General features: G+C 71.2%; 22 protein-coding genes. 9 read left to right on the top strand and 13 right to left on the bottom strand.

The features are described from left to right. Positions 1-13: 13 nt before the first annotated feature. On the top strand, positions 14-1,000 hold the full coding sequence (locus IE332_RS20350) for an RICIN domain-containing protein (RefSeq protein ID WP_189918365.1): 987 nt from the start codon (positions 14-16) through the stop codon (positions 998-1,000). Here IE332_RS20350 and IE332_RS20345 read toward each other — a convergent pair. Further along, on the bottom strand, positions 973-1,791 hold the full coding sequence (locus IE332_RS20345; protein WP_189918363.1) for a helix-turn-helix domain-containing protein: 819 nt from the start codon (positions 1,789-1,791) through the stop codon (positions 973-975). The genes IE332_RS20350 and IE332_RS20345 overlap by 28 nt on opposite strands. A gap of 251 nt (positions 1,792-2,042) precedes the next feature. Here IE332_RS20345 and IE332_RS20340 point away from each other — a divergent pair, with 251 nt between their 5' ends. Continuing rightward, positions 2,043-2,864 (top strand): alpha/beta hydrolase, encoded by an 822-nt coding sequence (locus IE332_RS20340; RefSeq protein WP_189918361.1) that lies wholly within the window; start codon positions 2,043-2,045, stop codon positions 2,862-2,864. Here IE332_RS20340 and IE332_RS20335 read toward each other — a convergent pair. Next, positions 2,861-4,174, bottom strand: a complete 1,314-nt coding sequence (locus IE332_RS20335) for a helix-turn-helix domain-containing protein (RefSeq protein WP_189918359.1) — start codon at positions 4,172-4,174, stop codon at positions 2,861-2,863. The two genes, IE332_RS20340 and IE332_RS20335, sit on opposite strands and share 4 nt — an antisense overlap. Before the next feature lie 366 nt (positions 4,175-4,540). On the opposite strand from IE332_RS20335, the gene IE332_RS20330 reads away from it, so the two are divergent. The 5 genes from IE332_RS20330 to IE332_RS20310 all read left to right on the top strand — a co-directional run bounded on the left by IE332_RS20330 (position 4,541) and on the right by IE332_RS20310 (position 8,259). Then, positions 4,541-4,900: an ATP-binding protein gene (locus tag IE332_RS20330; RefSeq protein ID WP_189918357.1), complete on the top strand. Its 360-nt coding sequence runs from the start codon at positions 4,541-4,543 to the stop codon at positions 4,898-4,900. A 29-nt stretch (positions 4,901-4,929) separates the two neighbouring features. Beyond that, positions 4,930-6,078 (top strand): cyclophane-forming radical SAM peptide maturase AmcB, encoded by a 1,149-nt coding sequence (gene amcB / locus IE332_RS20325; protein ID WP_229928742.1) that lies wholly within the window; start codon positions 4,930-4,932, stop codon positions 6,076-6,078. After that, positions 6,075-6,533 carry a pentapeptide repeat-containing protein gene (locus IE332_RS20320; RefSeq protein WP_189918355.1) on the top strand — a complete coding sequence of 153 codons (459 nt, stop codon included), beginning with the start codon at positions 6,075-6,077 and terminating at the stop codon, positions 6,531-6,533. Before amcB ends, IE332_RS20320 begins: the two co-directional genes overlap by 4 nt. A gap of 195 nt (positions 6,534-6,728) precedes the next feature. Next, complete coding sequence (locus tag IE332_RS20315) at positions 6,729-7,220, top strand: hypothetical protein (protein ID WP_189918353.1); 492 nt, start codon at positions 6,729-6,731, stop codon at positions 7,218-7,220. 382 nt (positions 7,221-7,602) lie between these two features. Further along, the gene (locus IE332_RS20310; RefSeq protein WP_189918351.1) at positions 7,603-8,259 is read left to right on the top strand and encodes a M15 family metallopeptidase; all 657 of its coding nucleotides are present in this window, start codon (positions 7,603-7,605) and stop codon (positions 8,257-8,259) included. 119 nt (positions 8,260-8,378) lie between these two features. On the opposite strand, the gene IE332_RS20305 is transcribed toward IE332_RS20310, so the two are convergent. After that, complete coding sequence (locus IE332_RS20305) at positions 8,379-9,761, bottom strand: MFS transporter (protein WP_189918349.1); 1,383 nt, start codon at positions 9,759-9,761, stop codon at positions 8,379-8,381. Positions 9,762-9,969: 208 nt separating this feature from the next. Between IE332_RS20305 and IE332_RS20300 the strand changes: the two genes are divergently transcribed. Then, entirely contained in the window at positions 9,970-10,833 is an 864-nt protein-coding gene (locus IE332_RS20300; RefSeq protein ID WP_229928741.1) for a LysR family transcriptional regulator, read from the top strand. A gap of 90 nt (positions 10,834-10,923) precedes the next feature. Here the strand turns inward: IE332_RS20300 and IE332_RS20295 are convergent, their stop codons facing one another. Then, complete coding sequence (locus IE332_RS20295) at positions 10,924-11,250, bottom strand: antibiotic biosynthesis monooxygenase family protein (RefSeq protein WP_189918345.1); 327 nt, start codon at positions 11,248-11,250, stop codon at positions 10,924-10,926. An 84-nt stretch (positions 11,251-11,334) separates the two neighbouring features. Further along, positions 11,335-11,745: a cupin domain-containing protein gene (locus tag IE332_RS41910; RefSeq protein ID WP_189918343.1), complete on the bottom strand. Its 411-nt coding sequence runs from the start codon at positions 11,743-11,745 to the stop codon at positions 11,335-11,337. 63 nt (positions 11,746-11,808) lie between these two features. On the opposite strand from IE332_RS41910, the gene IE332_RS20285 reads away from it, so the two are divergent. Continuing rightward, positions 11,809-12,285: a MarR family winged helix-turn-helix transcriptional regulator gene (locus tag IE332_RS20285; protein WP_229928740.1), complete on the top strand. Its 477-nt coding sequence runs from the start codon at positions 11,809-11,811 to the stop codon at positions 12,283-12,285. A 76-nt stretch (positions 12,286-12,361) separates the two neighbouring features. Here the strand turns inward: IE332_RS20285 and IE332_RS20280 are convergent, their stop codons facing one another. The 8 genes from IE332_RS20280 to IE332_RS20245 all read right to left on the bottom strand — a co-directional run bounded on the left by IE332_RS20280 (position 12,362) and on the right by IE332_RS20245 (position 18,270). Continuing rightward, positions 12,362-12,838, bottom strand: coding sequence for a CYTH domain-containing protein (locus tag IE332_RS20280; RefSeq protein WP_189918339.1), 477 nt, complete (start codon positions 12,836-12,838; stop codon positions 12,362-12,364). Continuing rightward, positions 12,822-13,520: an HAD family hydrolase gene (locus IE332_RS20275; protein WP_189918337.1), complete on the bottom strand. Its 699-nt coding sequence runs from the start codon at positions 13,518-13,520 to the stop codon at positions 12,822-12,824. Before IE332_RS20275 ends, IE332_RS20280 begins: the two co-directional genes overlap by 17 nt. A 70-nt stretch (positions 13,521-13,590) precedes the next feature. Next, positions 13,591-14,316: a hypothetical protein gene (locus tag IE332_RS20270; protein ID WP_189918335.1), complete on the bottom strand. Its 726-nt coding sequence runs from the start codon at positions 14,314-14,316 to the stop codon at positions 13,591-13,593. After that, positions 14,313-14,987, bottom strand: a complete 675-nt coding sequence (locus IE332_RS20265) for an MOSC domain-containing protein (RefSeq protein WP_189918333.1) — start codon at positions 14,985-14,987, stop codon at positions 14,313-14,315. Before IE332_RS20265 ends, IE332_RS20270 begins: the two co-directional genes overlap by 4 nt. Further along, positions 14,984-15,994 (bottom strand): nucleoside-diphosphate kinase, encoded by a 1,011-nt coding sequence (locus IE332_RS20260; RefSeq protein WP_189918331.1) that lies wholly within the window; start codon positions 15,992-15,994, stop codon positions 14,984-14,986. The genes IE332_RS20265 and IE332_RS20260 overlap by 4 nt, the downstream gene beginning before the upstream one ends. After that, positions 15,991-17,109, bottom strand: coding sequence for an acetylxylan esterase (locus tag IE332_RS20255; protein ID WP_189918329.1), 1,119 nt, complete (start codon positions 17,107-17,109; stop codon positions 15,991-15,993). Before IE332_RS20255 ends, IE332_RS20260 begins: the two co-directional genes overlap by 4 nt. Next, the gene (locus IE332_RS20250; protein ID WP_189918327.1) at positions 17,102-17,314 is read right to left on the bottom strand and encodes a (2Fe-2S)-binding protein; all 213 of its coding nucleotides are present in this window, start codon (positions 17,312-17,314) and stop codon (positions 17,102-17,104) included. Before IE332_RS20250 ends, IE332_RS20255 begins: the two co-directional genes overlap by 8 nt. Next, positions 17,311-18,270, bottom strand: a complete 960-nt coding sequence (locus IE332_RS20245) for a hypothetical protein (RefSeq protein ID WP_189918319.1) — start codon at positions 18,268-18,270, stop codon at positions 17,311-17,313. Before IE332_RS20245 ends, IE332_RS20250 begins: the two co-directional genes overlap by 4 nt. Between the last annotated feature and the right edge of the window lie 3 nt (positions 18,271-18,273).

Below are 18,273 nucleotides of genomic sequence, written 5' to 3'. Positions count from 1 at the left end.
GATCATCGCGACCGTGATCCGAACCCTCACCCGTACGGCGACCGTGGCCGCGCTCTCCCTCGCCCTCGCCACGGCCCTCGCCTCCCCCGCCGCCGCCGTCACCTTCATCGGCCGCGACGTCCCCACCACGGTCACCATCGCGCCCGGCGGGACCGGCGCCGTGCCCTGGACCTACCAGAACACCGGCGGGGCCGGGCTGCTCCCGTCCTCCGGCATGACCGCCGTCTTCACCGCCCCCGGCAACAGCACCTTCCCGGCGCAGAGCACCGTCCCGACCGAGTACAGCGGCGACGGCTCGTCCTGGGGCTCCAACAACGTCGGCCTGCGTGGCTGCGTCCTCGGCAACGGGAACCGGACCCTCACCTGCGAGGGCTACGGCCGCAACGGCGGCAACAGCAGCTGGCCGGCCCGCGGCTACTTCCGCTTCTCGCCGCAGGTCACGGTGGACGCCTCCGCGCCGTCCGGCACCACCCTCGCGCAGGGCAACGGCGGCTTCCGCTACAGCAATCCGGGGAGCGGCACCGAGTACACCGTCACCGACGGCACCCTGAACGTCGCCACCCCGCCCCGGGTGCCCACCGGCAAGTGCCTGGACGTCGGCAACACCCGCTTCAACGCCGACAACGTCCGGATCTGGGACTGCCTGGACCACACCAACCAGCGCTTCGTCCTGGACGACGGAAGGATCAAGGTCGCCGACACCGTCGGCGCGGCGCAGGAGATGTGCCTCGACGCCGACTACACGGGCACCGACGGCGACATCGTCCGCATCTGGACCTGCGAGAACTCCCAGGCCGCCCGCGCCAACCAGACCTGGCTGCTGCGCCGGGGCTCGCTCGTCCTGCAGCGGACGGTCGGCAGCGGGGAGGAGAAGTGCGTCGACGTCGGCTCGTACCGCAACAACGGCGACACCGTGTTCCTGTACGGCTGCGACGTCACCAACCCCAACCAGAAGTTCGTGGTGGACCGCGGCTACATCGAGGTCCGCGACACCCTCTGACACGTCGCACACACCTGCCCGGCGCACGCGACGGGCCGCCCGCACATCCCGTCCCGCCCGGGACACTCGTGCCGGCGCGGCCCGTCGCCGTGCCTTTGCATCGGAACGGCCGGCACCTGCGCCAACCGCCCCGCCAGGACCGCCCCCACACTGTGGGTGATCTTCTCCGGCAACGGCGCCGCGAGAATCCCGGTCAACGCTTCCTTCGTCCACCCACCCGCGAGCAACCCCTCCACGCGCGCGGCCTGGTCGGACAGCGGCTTCCCCGCCAACGCCATCCGGGGCTCGCGGCGCCCGAGGTCCAGCAGGAGCGCCATGCCGGCCGTCGACTTTCCGGGGGGACGGACGGAAGGGACTTCCACATCCTTCTCCCTCGCTTCCTTGGAAGGGCTTCCCGCCTTCCCGGCGCCTGCGGTTCCAGCTCCAGGCCCACCGGCGGCCGGAGCCACGGGAAGCGGCCGCGGAACGGTGTGAACCGCCTTCCCCGTCGTCACCGGCACCTCGTGCACCGAAGCGACCGTCCGAACCTGCCCCGTCAGGGGATCCCGCAACGTCCGCCGAACGTAGTGCCCGGCGGCCTCAAGCTCACGGAGGGCCCGCGAAACCGTCGCCCGCCCCTCGACGCTCTTCGCCGCGAGCGTACGGACGTCCTCGCGCGCCCCATCCGGCAGGCTGAGCAGGTAGCTCAGAAGCCCGCGCGCCGCCCACGACAGCGAGTGCTTACGGACGACGTGTCCGTTGTCGAGGATCGTGTACCCGGGCGCATGCTTGGGGATACGATGAATCTGCATTCGGGAGGTCCTTAACTCCTGGTGCCATTCCCCGGGGTGTTGCCGCACCGCCGGGGCTTTCTCTTGCCCACGCACCGAGCGCCCCACTGGAGCGCCGGCACCGCAATATTCACCGTAATGCTCTAACCGAGCGTCAAACTCCCGTTCACATCACCCATTCGGGCGGCGCAAGCGCACCCACCCCCGCGCGCCCCGAGAGCGCGAGCCCGAAGGCACTGCCGTGTCACCGCCCGATTGCTACCGTCGACCACATGACTGACTACGAGACCGCGTTCCGGTCGTTGGACGGCACAGCGCTGTTCGGTACGGTCACCCCCTCACCCACTCCCCCAGCCGCGTTGGCCGTCCTCGCACACGGCGCCGGAGTCACGCGCGAAGAGGGCGGCTTCTTCAGTCGCCTGGCAACCGGCCTCGCCGCCGCCGGTATCACCTCCTTGCGCTTCGACCTGCGGGCCCACGGAGCGAGCGGAGGCCGCCCAGCAGATCTCACGATCGCCGGGGTGGCCAACGACATTCGCTCCGCGGGCGATCACCTCGCCGAACTCACCGGTCGGCCTGGGACAGTTCACGTCGTCTCAGCGTCGTTCTCAGGTGGCGCCGCCGCCATGCACGCTAGCCAGTACCCCGAAGAGGTGCAGCGACTGGTGCTGTTGAACCCGCGCATCGACTACAAGGACAGGTTCATCACGGAGCGAGCCGGCTGGTCAGACAACCATCTTTCCCTGGACCGCGCCGCACAGCTCGATCACGCCGGGTCGTTGCCCAGGCAGCCGTTCGAGACCGGCCGCGCACTGCTCAATGAGATGTTCCATCTGCCGACACCAGAAGCCCTCTGCGCCAGCGTTCATCGTCCAGTGTTGATCGTGCACGGCACGAAAGACACCTTCGTGGATGTGGAGTTGTCACGACGGTACGCTCCCCTGTTCGGGGAGGGTGCTGGAGCCGAGCTATACGAACTCGACGGCGCACAACACGGCTTCGCTGTCCACGACGATCCCACCTACGCCAGCCCGCAGTCGCAGTCCTGGCAGCGCGAAGTCATCGCCAAGGTGGCTGGTTTCCTGGCCTCCTAACCAGCTGCCAGCGCGACAAGACGCTCATGAAGTTCCCGTACCTGCGGTCGCTGCCGGTACGGGAACAGTGTCCTCGCGGTGCTGTGAAGTGCGCCGATGGCTTGCTGAGAGCAAACAACCGCAGCGACGTGCAGCGCTTCCAGGGCAACCGCGGCAGCTTCGTCCGGCTCCCCGAGATCGGCAAGAGCACCAGCCAAGAACGCGCTGTAGTGGGCGTGATCACGAGGGGCGAACGCCTCAGCAGTGAGACTCGCTTGGAACGCTGCGACGGCCTCAAGGGGGCGCCCGGCTTCCCGTAGTCGGATTGCCGCCTGCACAAGAAGTCGTTCGCGCGTGTACCCGTTGCCAAGCGGCCCCGTGCACAACGGATGTTCTGCCGGCTTATCGGCTCGGTCGAGAGCAACGTGCGCCTGATCCAGAACCCGGGCGATCTCATCGGGATGCGCACCAGTCATCGCCATTCCCCGTGCCTCCTGCTGGAGCGCCTCAGCGTGAGCGCGGGGTGGCAGCTTCCATGGCCCGGTGGTCGCAGCCCTGGCAAGGTCGAGCATACGCGCCGGATCGCCGCCTCCCAGGGACTGGGCCTGACGCATCAGCACATAAGCATGCATAGCACCGTCTCCGGTGAACGTCGCCCATTCCTTGGCCTGGTTGTGCCAGTAGGCGATGACCTGCTCGGGAGCACCCGCATCGTGGTGTAGCCACGCCGTGAACTCTGCCGCGCGAGAGCCGAGGGCAAGAAGCTCGTGGCGGATCGGTGGTTTGGCGTCGCGGGCAGTAGTACTGATGGCAGACAGAATCCCCAGCGCTGCAGGCACCGCCCGATGCGATCCCATCTTCAGATCCATGCGGGCAGTCTCATTCAGAGCAGCCCGCAGGTGGTCGACGAGTTCGTGGTCACTGAACCGATGGGCGTTGCGAGCTGCGGCTGTGAGGTAGTCCAGGGCCTCGAGGTCGAGCAAGGGCGCCAGAAGGAGACCGCCCACGAAGCTGCGACGGAGCATGGAGGCCTCCCTGTCTGACTTGGAGCTGGCGGTCAGTCCGATCCGCGTGGACCTACCCGGGGCCGGGACGAATCCGAGCTGGTCGAGAGGCACACCAAACATCTCGGTCAGCACGTGGCGCGCATCCCGATTCGGCCACAAGGTCTGTCCCGATTCCCAGCGCCTGACCTGGCGCACCGAGATTCTGGCCTTCGAGTCCACGGAGGCGGCCACGGCGTTGTACGCCTCGGCGAAGTCCTCCTGTGTGCGCCAGCCACGCGTGATCCGTGCGACAACGAACGTCTCGTTCGCTGTGTGTTCAGGCAACCTCTTCACCCCCGTAAATCCAGGCTAAGCCAGCAAGTCCGACCAGTTGCAATGGACACAGCTCATCTACAGAAGTGTCCGGTGATGTGTCCCCTGGTCCGACCTCGTCACGGAGTCGCAAGCATCGTTGACTGTCAGTCAGCACACCTGCGGGGAAGGCCGGCCTCGGCCGTGAGACCTCCGGTGAGCCGATCTCGATGGTTCTCCGTTCCGTCCCCATCTTCGGAGAGCCATTTCGCCCAGGCAGACCTCCAGGAGACCCCCGTGCACCGCTCTGCCGATGATCAGATCCTGGCTGAGCCGGAGGATTCCGTGACTGCGGTAGTCCCACTCACCTCTCGGATCTGCGGCCCTGCGACAGCCACTTTGAAGTACCGGCCGGAGTCGGCAGGCGCGGCCCGCAGGCTGGTCCGACGCAAGCTTCAGGACTGGGGGCTGGACGACCTGGCGGACGACGCCCAGCTGATCGTCACGGAACTGGTCAGCAACGCCTGCAAGACCGGCTGCATGACGTCCATGACCGTCAAGATCCGCAGGATCACCTCCCAGACGGTCCGCATCTCGGTCCGCGACGGCTCCCGCGCGATGCCCGTCCTGCTCCATGCCGCGTGCGACGAGGAGTGCCACCGCGGCCTCGCCCTCGTGCACAAGCTCACCTCCGGGCGCTGGGGCGCCGCCCTGGACGCCCACGGAAAGACCGTGCACGCGGATCTCCGCGTCGGGTGATCACCGTACTGTCTGAGAAAGGAACCGCCGTGTCCATCGACTCGTCGCGCCGGTCACGCGCCCGCTACCGTCAGCGAATCGCTTCTCGCCCGAGATCGATCGTGGTGCAGCCCGACGGCTTCTGTAATGCGGCGTGCGGGTATTGCTATCTGCCCGACAAGGACCGCCGGGCTCCGATGACGATCGAGGTCGCCGAGGCGGTTGCCCGATCGATCGCCGAGTTCGCGACCGCCGATGACCCGGTGGACCTGGTGTGGCATGCGGGCGAGCCCCTGACACTCGGAGTTCCGCGCTTCACCGAACTGGCCGACCCGTTCGAGGACCTCCGACAGGAGGGTCGGCTGCAGCACTATGTGCAGACCAACGGCACTCTGATCAGCGACCGTTGGTGCGAGTTCTTCGCATCACGCGAGGTACGCGTCGGGGTGAGCATCGACGGTCCCGCCGACTGCAACACGGAACGCGTCGACCGCCGAGGAAAACCGATCTTCGACCGGATCACGCGAGGCATCGACCACCTGCGCCGACATGAGATCGGCTTCTCCGCTCTCGCCGTGGTCACAGCGGCCGGCATCGGTCGGCCCGAGGAACTGCTGGAGTTCTTCGCCGAGCTGGGCTGCCACACGGTGGGCTTCAACATCGAGGAGAGCGAGGGCGCCAGTACCGATAGACCCACTCCGACGTTCGAAGATGCAACCGACTTCTGGCGTCGCGCGATCGCCTGGACCCGATCGAACCCCCGTCTGGCCGTACGCGAGATCGACCGCCTCGGCGGTTACCTGCGCGCCCTGCGAGCCGGGGGCGGGTGGCGACACGTGCTGATCGATCCCATCCCCACCATCTCGTCGGCCGGAGAGGTAGTCCTTCTGTCCCCCGAACTGTCGGGCGTCAAAGCTCCCCGGTACCAAAACTTCCGAGCCGGCAACATTCTGGAACTCTCTCTCCGCAGAATGCTGGCGGACGCCCACCAGCTGCGCTACGTGGACGAGTTCCCGACCGGTCTGGACGCCTGTGAGGCCACCTGCGAGTTCTTCGACTTCTGCCGAGGCGCGCAGGCGGGCAACAGGTATTTCGAGAATGGCAGATTCGACACCACCGAAACGAACTACTGCCGCGTGTCGCGGCAAGCCCTTCTCACTGCCCTGTCCGATACCGTCCGAACGGAGACCACACCATGACGTTGCTCGGAAATCTCCGGTGGGCCGACAGCAAACTGTCGCGCGTCGTCTTCACGAACTGCAAGATCATGGGCGGCAACTTGAGCGGTTTGGCCCTCGACAACGTGCTGTTCGACAACTGCAAGTTGGACTACTCCACCTTCGAGAAGCTCCGTGCCACCGGCCCTCTCGTCTTCAACCGCTGCGTACTCACCGAGTCGACGTTCACCGGATGCGACCTCACCTCCGCTGCTTTCAACAACTGCACGCTGCGGGACACCGAGTTCGGCCGTGGCACCTACAAGGCGACCGACCTGCGCGGCAACGACCTCACCGCGCTCCGAGGCGTCGGCAACCTCACGGAGGTCATCATCGATCGCGCGCAGCAGATCGAGCTGACTCAGGCACTCATCGCCGAGTTGGACGTCACCTTCGGAGACGACCTCGATGAACCCGGCTCACGGAGGACCCGATGAGCCTCAGGATCGCTTTCACCTCCCGCGCCGCCCTCGAAGCTCGTACCCGAGTAGCTGGAGTCCGCACGATCCGAGGCGATACCCGGTTCGAGGGGGGGCGCGGTCGTCCCCGACGGACCCTGGCGCCCGCTCGACGGCTACCTGGTCGACCGCCTCCAGGCCGACCCGTCCACTGCCGACGACGTCCTGGTCGAGGTGGTCGGGGTCGAGAGCATCGACCCCGACCATCTATCCGGGCTCGGTGTCCACGAGCTTGGCAAGTCCTTCAGCCTCGCGAACTCGCTGACCACGACACCGGATTACCAGAATGGCCGACTGATCGGCCTGCACCTCGACAACTGGGACAAGCTCAATTACACGGACAAGCACACCGGCCGGCGAAGGCTCTGCATCAATCTCGGGCCCGGCAGCCGGTACATCCTGCTCGGCGACACCGACGCCCAGACCATCTGCCGAGCCGTCCGCGAGGACTACGCGTCCTGCTACCCGCACACCGATGACCTCCGGTCCTACGCCGCCCTGGGCCTCCCCCTCCGGTGTCTTCGGATTCGCCTCGACCCCGGTGAGGGCTATATCGCGCCCACCGAATTCCTGCCCCATGACGGCTCCACAGAAGACCAGGCCGAATCCACCGCCGCCTTCTGGCTCGGTCGTTGGGCGCGCGGTGACCTGGGATCGCTGATCTGAGGTCCGGCATCCGCCGCGTCGGATCCTTCAGCGAGCCTCGGGCGAGGCCCGAGGCTCGCTCGGTTCACAGCAGTGGGGCCGATGGCTGAAGTTCTCGGCCTGTCCGGCTTTCCGCCCCGTCTGAGGATCGCTCCGTGTGTGTTCCCTCGCGTGCCCCGGCCACCCGGCCGGGGCACGCGAGAGGAAGCGCCCCACCGGCCGGGCCCGCACTGTCCGGCGCGGGCCCGGCCCAGTCGAGAGCGAGCATGCGCCATGACCGGCCGCACCTTCGGGGACGTTCTCAATGCACCCGGACGACGTGGGAACTCGTGGGCCTCGCGATCACGTCCACCTCAGGGAACGCAGGCGAACCAGACTCCCCCTCCCCGCCCAGGAGGCACAGTTGAGCGAGATCATCCTGATGTCCGACCCGAGGGTCGCCGCCGTCGCCGTGCGGGAGTGCGGTGAGCGGCTCCTGGACGTGCGGGGCGGGAGAGGGCACGGGCTGCTGGTCGACCAGCGCAAGCAGGACGGCACCGGCGCGTTCGCGCACCTGCGGCCCGCCGTCCTCGACCGGCTGCTCGACGCTCAGGCCCAACTGCCGGACGGACTGCGGCTGCTGTTCGTGGAGGGCTACCGTCCGCCGGAGCTCCAGAGCCGCTACTTCGACGAGTACGCCGCCGAGTTGCGGGCCGCGAACCCCGACTGGCCGGACGACCGGGTCAGGTCGGCGACCAGCCGCTACGTGTCGCCGCCCGAGATAGCGCCGCACAGCGCCGGCGCCGCGGTCGACCTCACCCTCGCCGACGCCGACGGCCGCGAACTCGACCTCGGCACCAGGGTCAACGCCAGTCCGGAGGAGAGCGCCGGGGCCTGTTACACCGACGCCGACGGCATCGGCGCGCAGGCCCGGGCCAATCGGCGCCTGCTCGGCAGCGTTCTGACCGGGGCCGGGCTCGTCAACTACCCCACCGAGTGGTGGCACTGGTCGTACGGAGACCGGTACTGGGCGCTGGCCACCGGTGCGCCGGCAGCCCTGTTCGGCCCCGAGAGCCGGTAGGCCACACGGGCCGGTCCTGCACCGGCGACGTGGGCCCGGCCCGGCCGAACCGCTCAGCCGCCGAGCGCCGTCACGCCTCACACCTCACGCCTCACGCCTCACGCCTCACGCCTCACGCCTCACACCTCACGCCTGCTGCGCAGCACCACCAGCGCCGCCCCCGCGCACACCGCCGCCGGGAGCAGCATCGCCGCCGCCTCCGGACCGGCCCCGCCGGCGAACGCGCCCGTCACCGCCACCCCCAGCGTCGCGCCGACCTGCCGGACGGCGTTGAGCAGACCGCCCGCCGCGCCCGCGCCGCCCCCCGGCGCAGTGGTGACGACGGCGGTGACCAGCGCGGGCAGCGCGAAGGACACCCCGAAGCCCGCCAGCAGCAGCCCCACCGCGAGCAGCCAGTAGGGCGTGCCGAGCAGCACCGCCACCGCGAACACCGCGCAGCCCGCCGACAGCAGCGCCAGCCCGCCCAGCACCGGCCGCCACGGACCCACCTTCGCGACGATCCGCCCGGTGAGCAGCGGGTTGAAGCCCGGCGGCAGCGTCATCGGCAGGAACGCCACCCCGGCCAGCGTCGGCGACAGCCCCACCTCCCGCCGCAGCAGCAGCGGCAGCAGGAACAGCACGCCCAGCATCGCGAAGTTGACCGCGCCGCCCGCCAGCAGCACCGCCCCCGTGCCGCGGGCCCGCAGCACCTCCACCGGGAGGACCGGTGCCGGGCTGCGCCGTTCGCGCCGGACGAAGACGGCGCAGGCCGCCGCGGCGCCCGCCCCCGACCAGGCCGCGCGCGGCCACCCGGCGTCGCCCAGGGCGATCAGCGCGTCCGTGAACAGCGCGAGCGTCGCGCAGGCGGCCAGCTGGGCGGGCCAGTCGACGCGCCGCTCGCCGCGTGGGCAGTGCACCGCCCGTCCGGCCACCAGGCCCAGTACCAGCACCGCCAGCGGGACGTTCACCAGGAACACCGCCCGCCACCCGGCGAGGTCGACCAGCACCCCGCCGATCATCGGCCCGAAGGCCATCGCGCAGCCGCTGACCGCCGCCCACACGGCGACCGCCCTGGCCCGCTCCCCCGGTTCCGGGTGGAGGCGGGTGATCAACGCCATGCTCGCCGGGACACAGGCCGCCGCCGCGACGCCCAGCACGGCGCGCAGCAGCACCAGCGTCCGGAGGTCCGGGGCGAACGCGCTGAGCAGCGAGCCCGCCCCGAAGACGGCGATGCCGAAGCGGAAGGCCCGGTGGGCGCCGTAGCGGTCGGCGGCGGCCCCGGCCGACAGCAGCAGCGCCCCGAAGGCGACGCTGTACCCGGTGACGGCCCACTGCAGCCCGGCGGTCGAACTGCCCAGCGAGGCCGCCAGATCGGGCTCGGCGACGGAGAGCACGGTGGTGTCGAGCAGCACCATGAAGTAGCCGAGGGCGAGGCCGAGCAGGGCCCGGGAACGGGCCGCCGCGGACGGAACGGGTGGCACGGGCGGGGCCGGTGTCACGGCGGGGAGGACGGGGGCGGTCATCGGGAGCCTCCTGATCGACGGGTGGAACGGCCGCCCACTCTCGCCGCGCCACCGCCGTCCGTTCGACCGCCGCGGCCGCACGCACCGTTCGGAATTTCCGAACGCTCCGGTACGACGGCGGGCACTCACCCGTACGCTGTCCCGCAGCACCGGAGCGAGGCGTTCCTAAAGTCGGGGAGTCCGGGGGAAACCAGTGGAACTACGTCAGTTGCGCGTCTTCGAAGCCGTCGTCGCCCATCGCACCGTCACCGGCGCGGCGGTGGCGCTCGGCCTCGCCCCGTCCTCCGTCTCGGAGCAGATCCGCACGCTGGAACGGAGCCTGGGCACCGACCTGTTCGAGCGGGCCCCGCGCGGCATGACCCTCACCCCGGCCGGGGTGCGGCTGCTGCCGTGGTCCCGGCGGCTGCTCGACCAGGCCGAGCAGGCGCGGCGGGAGGTGGTCACCGCCCGCGCCCGGCTGCGGCTCGGCGCGCTGGAGACCATCGCGGCCACCCATGTGCCGGGCGTGCTGGCCCGGCTCGCCGAACGCCGGCCCGACCTGGAGATATCCCTGCACACCGACACCGCCAGGGACGGCCTGCTCGGCGGGGTCGCGGCCGGGGCGCTGGAGGCGGCCCTGATCCTGGACACCTCCGGCCCGCTCGGCGAACTCGGCTTCTACCTGCCGCCGGCCCCGCTCGACCACATCGACCTGCAGGACGTCCCGCTCGCCCTGGTCGCCGCCCCCACCGACCCGCTCGCCGGCACCACCGCCCTCACCCGCGCACACCTGCGCGGCCGCCGCCTGCTCGTCAACACCCCCGCCTGCTCCTTCCACCTGGCCGGCGAACGCCTGCTCGGCCACGACGTCGACCGGGTCCCCACCGGCGGCGTCGCCGTCACCCGCGCCTGCGCCGAACAGGGCCTCGGCCTCGCCCTCCTGCCCGAGTTCGCCGTCCACGACCAACTCGCCGCCGGCACCCTCGTCCGCCTCCCCCTCGACCCCCCACCACTCCACCTCCGCCTCGTCTGGCGTGCCGACCGCGAAACCGTCCCCGGCCTCCGCGAAGTCCTCTACGCCGCCTCCGCCTGAACCCCGCCGGGACCGTCGGGCCGGCCCCGGAACGCACCTCGGGCCCCGCCCCGCGAGGGGAAGGGCCCGAGGGCGAAGCAGCGGCGCGACCTAGGCGTTCTTGGGACCGGTCGACTGGACGACGTCGAAGGACCAGAGGGTGGAGCCGGAGGCGGCGGGGCGCTTGGGAGCCTCGCCCTCGGCGCCGTTCCGGTGGGCGGACTTCATGGGGCCCTCCATCCAGGCCTGGAAGGACTCCTCGTCACGCCAGCGCGTGTAGACGAGGTAGTTGTCGGTGCCCTCGACCGGGCGGAGCAGTTCGAACCACTCGAAGCCGTCGGAGCCCTCGACCGAACCGGCGCGGGAGGCGAAGCGCTTCTCCAGCACCTCGCGCTGCTCGGCGGGAACGGTCAGTACGTTGATCTTGACTACGCTCATGGCTCCATCCTGCCTCACCTGACAGGACGACCAACGGACGACCGGCGCCTCAGCGGTACGTCAGCGAAACCGTTCCCGGCCGCGTCAGGCGATCCAGGGCGGGAGGATGCGCTGGGCGTCGCGGGGGGCCATCTCGCAGGCGCCTTCGGGGGTGATGGCGTCGGGGTTGTAGGCGTGGGTCGGGGAGGGGGCGGCGACGACGGCGGTGAAGCCCTCGGCGGTGGTGATGCGGCGGGCGGTGTCGGCGGGGAGGACGAGGGTGTCGCCGGTGGCGAGTTCGTGGGTCTCCCCGGCCAGTTCGGCGGTGGCGGAGCCGGTGAGGAAGGTCCAGATCTGTTCGGCGTCCATGGCGTGCAGCGGGCCCTGGGCGCCGGGCCGCATCTCGACGCGCCAGAGTGCCAGGGCGGTGGAGCCCTGGGTGGGCGAGGCGAAGGTGGTCATGGTGGCGTTCGGGGTCTCGGACTGGCGGGCGTCGGCGCGGCGGATCACTGGCATGGTGAAGGAGCTCCCCTAAGATGGACAACGGAATTGTCTATATGGTCAATGAGGTTGTCTATCGTGTCAAGTGCACCGCCCCCGCCGGGCTTCGAGCTGCCGCTGCGCCTGCTGCTCGCCTTCCGGACGATCATCGACGAGCTGCACGAGCGGATCGCCCTCGAAGGGCACCCGGACCTCCGCCCGATGCACGGCTTCGTCTTCCAGGCGATCGGGCCGAACGGCACCACCGCTGTCGAACTCGGCCGCCGGCTCGGCGTCTCCAAGCAGGCGGCGGGCAAGACCGTCGAGACCCTGGAGCAGCTCGGCTACGTCGAGCGCGGCAGCGACCCGGCCGACGCCCGCCGCAAGGTGGTCCGGCTCACCGCCCGGGGCGTGGACTGCCTGGTCCGCTCGGCCCGGATCTTCGACGAGCTGCGCGCCGAGTGGTCCGCCACCCTGGGCGAGGAGCAGCTGCGCCAGGTGGAGGACGGCCTGCGCCGGCTCGCCCCCGGCGACCCGTTCCGCCTCGACACGCCGCGCTGGTTCGGCTCGCCGTGAGGGAACGGTCCGGACGCACGTGTGCCACCCCGCCCGGTCAGGACGGGGTGGCACACGGACACAGGCGGGCAGGGCCTCAGGCCTCCGGGAGCCCCCGGGTCGCGAGGGTCTGGTTCTTGTACGCCTTGACCCCGGTGATCTCGGCGCCGAACCAGTCCGGCGGGGTGAAGGCCTCGGCCTCGGCGAGCGAGCCGAACTCCACCTCGGCGGTCAGCAGACCCGCCAGCTCCTCCTGGTAGACGTCGGCGTACACGGTCACACCGGCCTCGACGAAGGTGTACCGGTCCTTGACCAGCCGGGCACCCGCGGTGGCCGGCCAGAGCTCGGTGAACTCCTCCTCGCCGAGCTCCCGCTCCACCTCGATCCGGGCCGGCGAGCCGCCCGCCGTGGACCGCTTGACGCCGAGGACGCAGCTGCCGCCGATCCGCCGCAGCCGCACCTCCGTCCCGTCGTCCTTGATCGCGATGTAGCCCTGCTCGATGTGCTGGCGCACCGCCGCCGGCGGCGGCTCGAAGGAGGCCAGCCGGAACTTGCGCTCAATTTCCAGCGGCATGCGCCACCCTCCCGTCCTGCTCGGCCACCAGCGCGGGCAGCGCACGCATGTCGGTCAGGACGACCGTCCCGTCACCGGTCAGCCACTCCGCGGGGGTGAGCCCGCCGGCGTAGCCGAAGGAGCGCATCCCGGCCGCGCGCGCGGCCTCGACGCCGAAGCGGCTGTCCTCCACGACCACGCAGGCGGCCGGGTCGACGCCCCTGCCGCGCGCGGCGTGCAGGAAGAGGTCCGGCGCGGGCTTGCCGCGCTCCACCTCGTGGGCGCTGAAGATCCGGCCCTCGAACCGCTCGTACAGGCCCACCCGGCCGAGGGTGTGGCGCATCTTGTCGTGGCTGCCGCTGGAGGCGATGCAGCGCCGGTCCGGGCCGAAGCCGAGCGCCTCCAGGCCGTCCAGCGCCTCCTCGATGCCGTCGACGACGGTCAGCTCGCGGTCCACCGCCTCGGCGTGCAGCTCACGGAAGCCCTCGTCCCAGCGCTTCGCGGTGTCGGGGCCGAGCCGCTCCGCGATCTGCTCGCCGATGGAGGTGGTGGAGCGGCCGACGAAGCGCCGCATCACCTCGGCCTCGGTCAGCGGCCAGCCGAACTCGGCGCCGAGCCGCACATGGGTGCGTACGGCGATCGGCTCGCTGTCGACCAGCACGCCGTCACAGTCGAAGATCACGAGATCGATCAGCCGGTTCATCCTTCGCGCACACCCTCTCGACGAACTCCCCCGGCGGCCGACGCCGCCGGGGACGGTAGGCGACGATACGTCACCCGATGACGCCCTGGCGCTTGAGCAGCTCCCGGATCTCCTCGACCCGCGCCGCGCCCAGCTGGCGGGCCCGCTGCTCCTCCGCCTTCTCGGCCTTCTGCCCGTACTGCCACCACGCCTCGCCGCTGTCGCGGTTCATCACCACGAAGCGGTCCTTCTCGGACGGGCCCCGGACGATCAGCGAGGTGGTCTCGGGCACCGCCCGGACGGTGTGCACCATGGTGTGCCGGATGACGTAGCCCGTCCCGGCGGTCTCCTGGCGGACCAGGGCCGGCGAGCCGATCCGGGTGTCGGTGGTGAGCTCGTCGTAGTCGCCGAACAGGTCGTGCTGGTAGCTGCCGTGCAGGATCCGGCTGCCGAAGCTCCAGCGGTGGTTGTGCGGCCGCTCGAAGGCGCTGCGGGTGAAGACGTGCAGGCGGATCCGGACGTCGGTGGCCTTGTCGTTGACCAGGACGATCCGGTCCAGCTCCTGCAGCCGCTCGCACTGGGCCAGCAGCTCCGGGGTCGCCAGGACGTGGTCGATCGCGTCGTTCAGCCAGGTCGGCGAGGAGACCAGGTCCTCCAGCAGCCGCTCCATGGGAGCGTGCAGGGCCGGCATGTCGCTCCAGTCGAGGGCGGCCAGCCGGGCCGGGTCGACGAGCTCCCCGGCCGCGCCGCCGAGGCCGGTCCCGCCCGTCCCGTCCGTCGTGCCAGTCGTGCCGGTCACGTCAGTCACGTCAGTCACGTCGACGCACTCTCCGCTTCCTGTTGCAGGGCTTCTTCTTGCAGGGCCAGCCACCGGCGGGCCTTCTCGTGGTGTTTGGGCAGCATCTCGGGGGCGTCCAGGAAGCGCGGCAGCAGGTGCCGCTCCGTGGTCAGCGCCCGCAGCATCAGGCCGACGGTCACGCCGTGCCCTGGGCGGTGGATGATCTCCACCGGGTCCCCGGCGCCGACCGAGCCCTCCTGGAGGACCCGCAGGTACGCCCCGGGCGCGCCGTGCGCGATGAACCGCTTGACCAGGTCAGGGACTTCCCAGTAGCCCGCGAACACCTTGCAGGGTTTGCGGGCCCGGATCACCTCGAAGACCGCGTCCCCGATCGCCCACTGCTCGCCGACCTCGGCGTTGGTGATGTCCACCCCGAGGGTCGAGAAGTTCTCGCCGAAGGCGCCCGGGCCGATCTCGCGGCCCAGCTCCTCGACCCAGAAATCGGCGTCCTCGCGGGCGAAGGCGTAGACGGCCTTGTTCGGCCCGCCGTGCACCTTGAGGTTGGCGACCAGGTCGCCCTCCAGGCCCCAGGTCCGGGCCGTCACCCGGTGCTCGACCGGCCGCTTGTCGATGCCGCTGCGGCCGACCTCGGAGACCCAGGGGCCGGTCCGCTCGACGCCCAGGTTGACGGTGGACAGGACCGCGCTCACGCCCCGGCCCCCGTCGTCCCCAAGGCCCCCGGTACGTCCGACGCCACGTCCGAGGGTGTCTCCCGGACGTACGAGGCCGTGACGGTGGGCACCGTCGGGGTCACCCAGGACAGGCTCATCTCGGTCAGCAGGTGGGTGACGACGGTGAGCAGGTCCCAGCGCGAGGGGCTGTCCAGCGGCTCGGCCCGGACCAGCGCGAGGACCTCCCCCAGCCCGGCCTCCTCGCCCCTGGCCCGGCGGCGCGCCGGTTCGCCCAGGGCGCCGGGCACCTCGGCGAGCCGCTGCCAGCTCCGCTCCAGGTCGAAGTCGTGCTCGGGGTGGCGGCGTTCCAGGTCGTCGAAGACCTCCAGCACCGCGGGCACCGCGTCGAAGCCGGACCGGATCCGGTCGCGCATCAGCTCGCGCCGCGGCCCGTCGCACAGCACCGCGATCTCGCGCAGCACGTCGGCCGGCTCGTCCGAGATGTGCAGGAAGTTGAAGAGGCCGTTGACGACGCCGAGCCGGTGGCGCAGGTGCTCCGGGCCGCGCAGCTTCGGATCGGCCGGCCCCTTGAGGGAGTTGAGCCGGACGGCGGCCGGGACGGCACCGGGGGTCCAGCGCTCGTCCCGCAGGACCAGGCAGACCGTGTCGGTGCTCGGCAGGATCGCGTCCATCGCCTCGATCCGCTCCCGGGTGGCGATGTTGAACTGGTAGCGCCAGACCTCGCGGATGGTCATCCGGTCGTGCCGGAACCGGACCACGTCGACCGGGCGGAAGCCGGCCCCGGCCAGGATCTCCAGCGCGGGCCGGAGCCTGCGGCCCGCCGTGGCCTCGGACTTCAGCATGCACAGCGCGACGCCGAGCATCGCGTCGAGGTCCTCGGCGAAGGTCCCGCAGGCCTCCCGGAAGTACTGGTCGACCGCGTACAGGTCGGCCTTCCCCGAGGACCAGGTGAGCCGGTCGCGCACCGACCGGTCCACCTCGCTGAGCCGGTCCACCGGCGGGCTGTCGGACAACAGCATGCTCATCCCTGGGCCTCCACTTCTTCCTGCCAGAACGCGGGTTCCGCCACCGGCGCGGCGCCGTCCGCCCGTCCGGCCCCGCCGTCCCCGCCGTCCCCGTCCACACCGCCGACACCGCCGACACCGACGACCCCCGTACGGGCCCGGTCGAGGACCTCCGCGAGGAAGTCCGCCTCCGCCAGCCGCAGCGCCGTGTTGGGCACCGCGTGCTCGGCCATCGGCCAGGTGCGCAGTTCCTTGCGCGCCGGGTAGCGGGCGTGCGCCGCGTACCCGGTGCTCGGCGCGCAGCGGTCGTCCCGGCCGGCCACCGAGAACAGCGCCGGGCAGCGCCCGTACCCGGCCAGCACCGCGACGTCGAAGTAGCCGAGGGTCTCCAGCGCCCGTGCGCTCGACTCGGGGAAGTACCCGGCGAAGCGGAGCAGTTCGCGGTACGGCTGCCGGTCGGGCAGCCGGGTCAGGTCGGTGACCGCGCTGAGGAACGGCGACTCCACCAGGGCCGCCGCCACCAGCGGGCTCAGCACGGCCGCGGCCAGGGCGAGTTGGCCGCCCTGGCTGCAGCCGGCCACCGCGATCCGGCGCGGGTCGACCGCCGGGTGGGCCGCCGCGGCCTCGACCGCGCGCACCGCGTCCACGTAGGCGTCGCGGTAGTAGTACTCCTCGGGGTCCAGGATGCCGCGCGTGACGAAGCCGGGCACCTGGGGGTGGGTGAGGCCGACCGGGTCCGGGGTCGCCCCCGGCCGGCCGTTGCTCCCGCCCTGGCCCCGGGTGTCGACCACCAGCGTGGCGTGGCCGACGGAGGGCCACAGCAGCCAGTCGAGCGCGTGCCCGCGCCCCTCCCCGTAACCGAGGAACTGCACCACGCAGGCCAGTGGCTGCCCGGCGCCCCGGGGCACCAGCAGCCAGCCGCTGATGCGGTGGCCGCGGGAGCCGGCGAAGGAGACGTCGTACACGGCGGTGCTGCGCAGCGGCGTCGGCTGCTCGACGCACGTGACGTCCAGCGGCAGGCTCCCGGCTTCGCCGAGCGCCTTGCGCCAGAAGGCGGCGAGCCGCTCCCGCTCCGCGCTGGACGTCTCCGGGCCGGCGCCGTCCGCCCGCGGCTCGACGACCTCCGCGCTACGCACCGGTCACCTCCGAGGCCATGACCGGCGCCCCGTCCACGGCGAAGTCCTCGATCAGCTCCTCCAGCAGCGGGACGCAGTCCCCGCAGTTGAGACCGACCCCGCAGGTCTCGCCGAGCCCTTCGACCGTGTCGACGCCCCGCTCGATCCAGCCGACGATCTCCTCCTCGACCACCTGCGCGCAGATGCAGATGTTCGGCTCGCTCATCCGGTCACCCCCGCGGTGTCCGGCTGCCAGGCCGAGAGCAGCACGTTCGGGAAGATCCGTTCCACGTCGGGCACGTTGAACGTGATCGTGCTGGTGAGGACCGCCAGCAGGTCCCAGTGGTCGCGCGGGTCGGCCCGCGGGTGCCTGACGGCGTCCTGCAGTTCGCGCACCGTGACCTCCTCGCCGGCGGCCCGGCGCCGGGCCAGTTCCCCGGCCGGCGCGGCCGACTCGACCAGCCGCTTCCAGGAGGCCTCCAGGTCGAGGTCGTGCGGCTCGGTGGCCGCCTCGATCTCCGCCAGGACCCGCCGGGTCTCCGGCAGCGCGTCGTGCCGCTCCCTGATCCGCTCGCGCACCAGCTCCCGCCGCTCGGCCGAGCAGAGCAGGCCGAGGTCGCGCAGCACGTCGATCGGCTCGTCGGTCGTGTGGACGAAGTTGAACAGCCCGTTGATCGCGCCGAGCCGCTGGCGCAGGTGCTCGGGCTTGCGGAGCTCGGCCGCGGACGGCCCCTTGAGCGCCGCGAGCCGTACCGACCCGGGGATCCCGCCCGGCCGCCACCGCTCGTCGGCGAGGACGAGCAGCACCGAGTCGAGCGACGGCAGGACCAGGTCCATGGTGGCGATCCGCTCGGGGGCGGCGAAGTTGAGCTGGAAGCGCCAGGTCTCCCGGATGGTCAGCCGGTCGTGCCGGAAGCGCAGGACGTCGACCGGACGGAAGCCGTTGTCGAGCAGCGCCCGCAGCGCCGTGTCGTAGCGCCGCCCGACCGCCGACTCCGGCTTGAGCACGCACAGCGCGACCGGCAGCACCTCCCGGACGTCCTCGCCGAACGTCCAGCACGCTTCCCGGAAGTAGTTGTCCACCCCGAACAGGCGTGCCTTGACGGCCGAGCGGGTCACCTCGGCGAGGACCTGCGGCGGGATGTCGTGCATGACCCCGGCCGGGTTCTCCGTCGTCTCCATTGC

It is taken from the genome of Kitasatospora xanthocidica (assembly GCF_014656195.1).
Classification (GTDB): domain Bacteria; phylum Actinomycetota; class Actinomycetes; order Streptomycetales; family Streptomycetaceae; genus Kitasatospora; species Kitasatospora xanthocidica.
The sequence above is the reverse complement of the archived record's forward strand: the minus strand, read 5'-3'. Positions and strand labels throughout refer to the sequence as shown.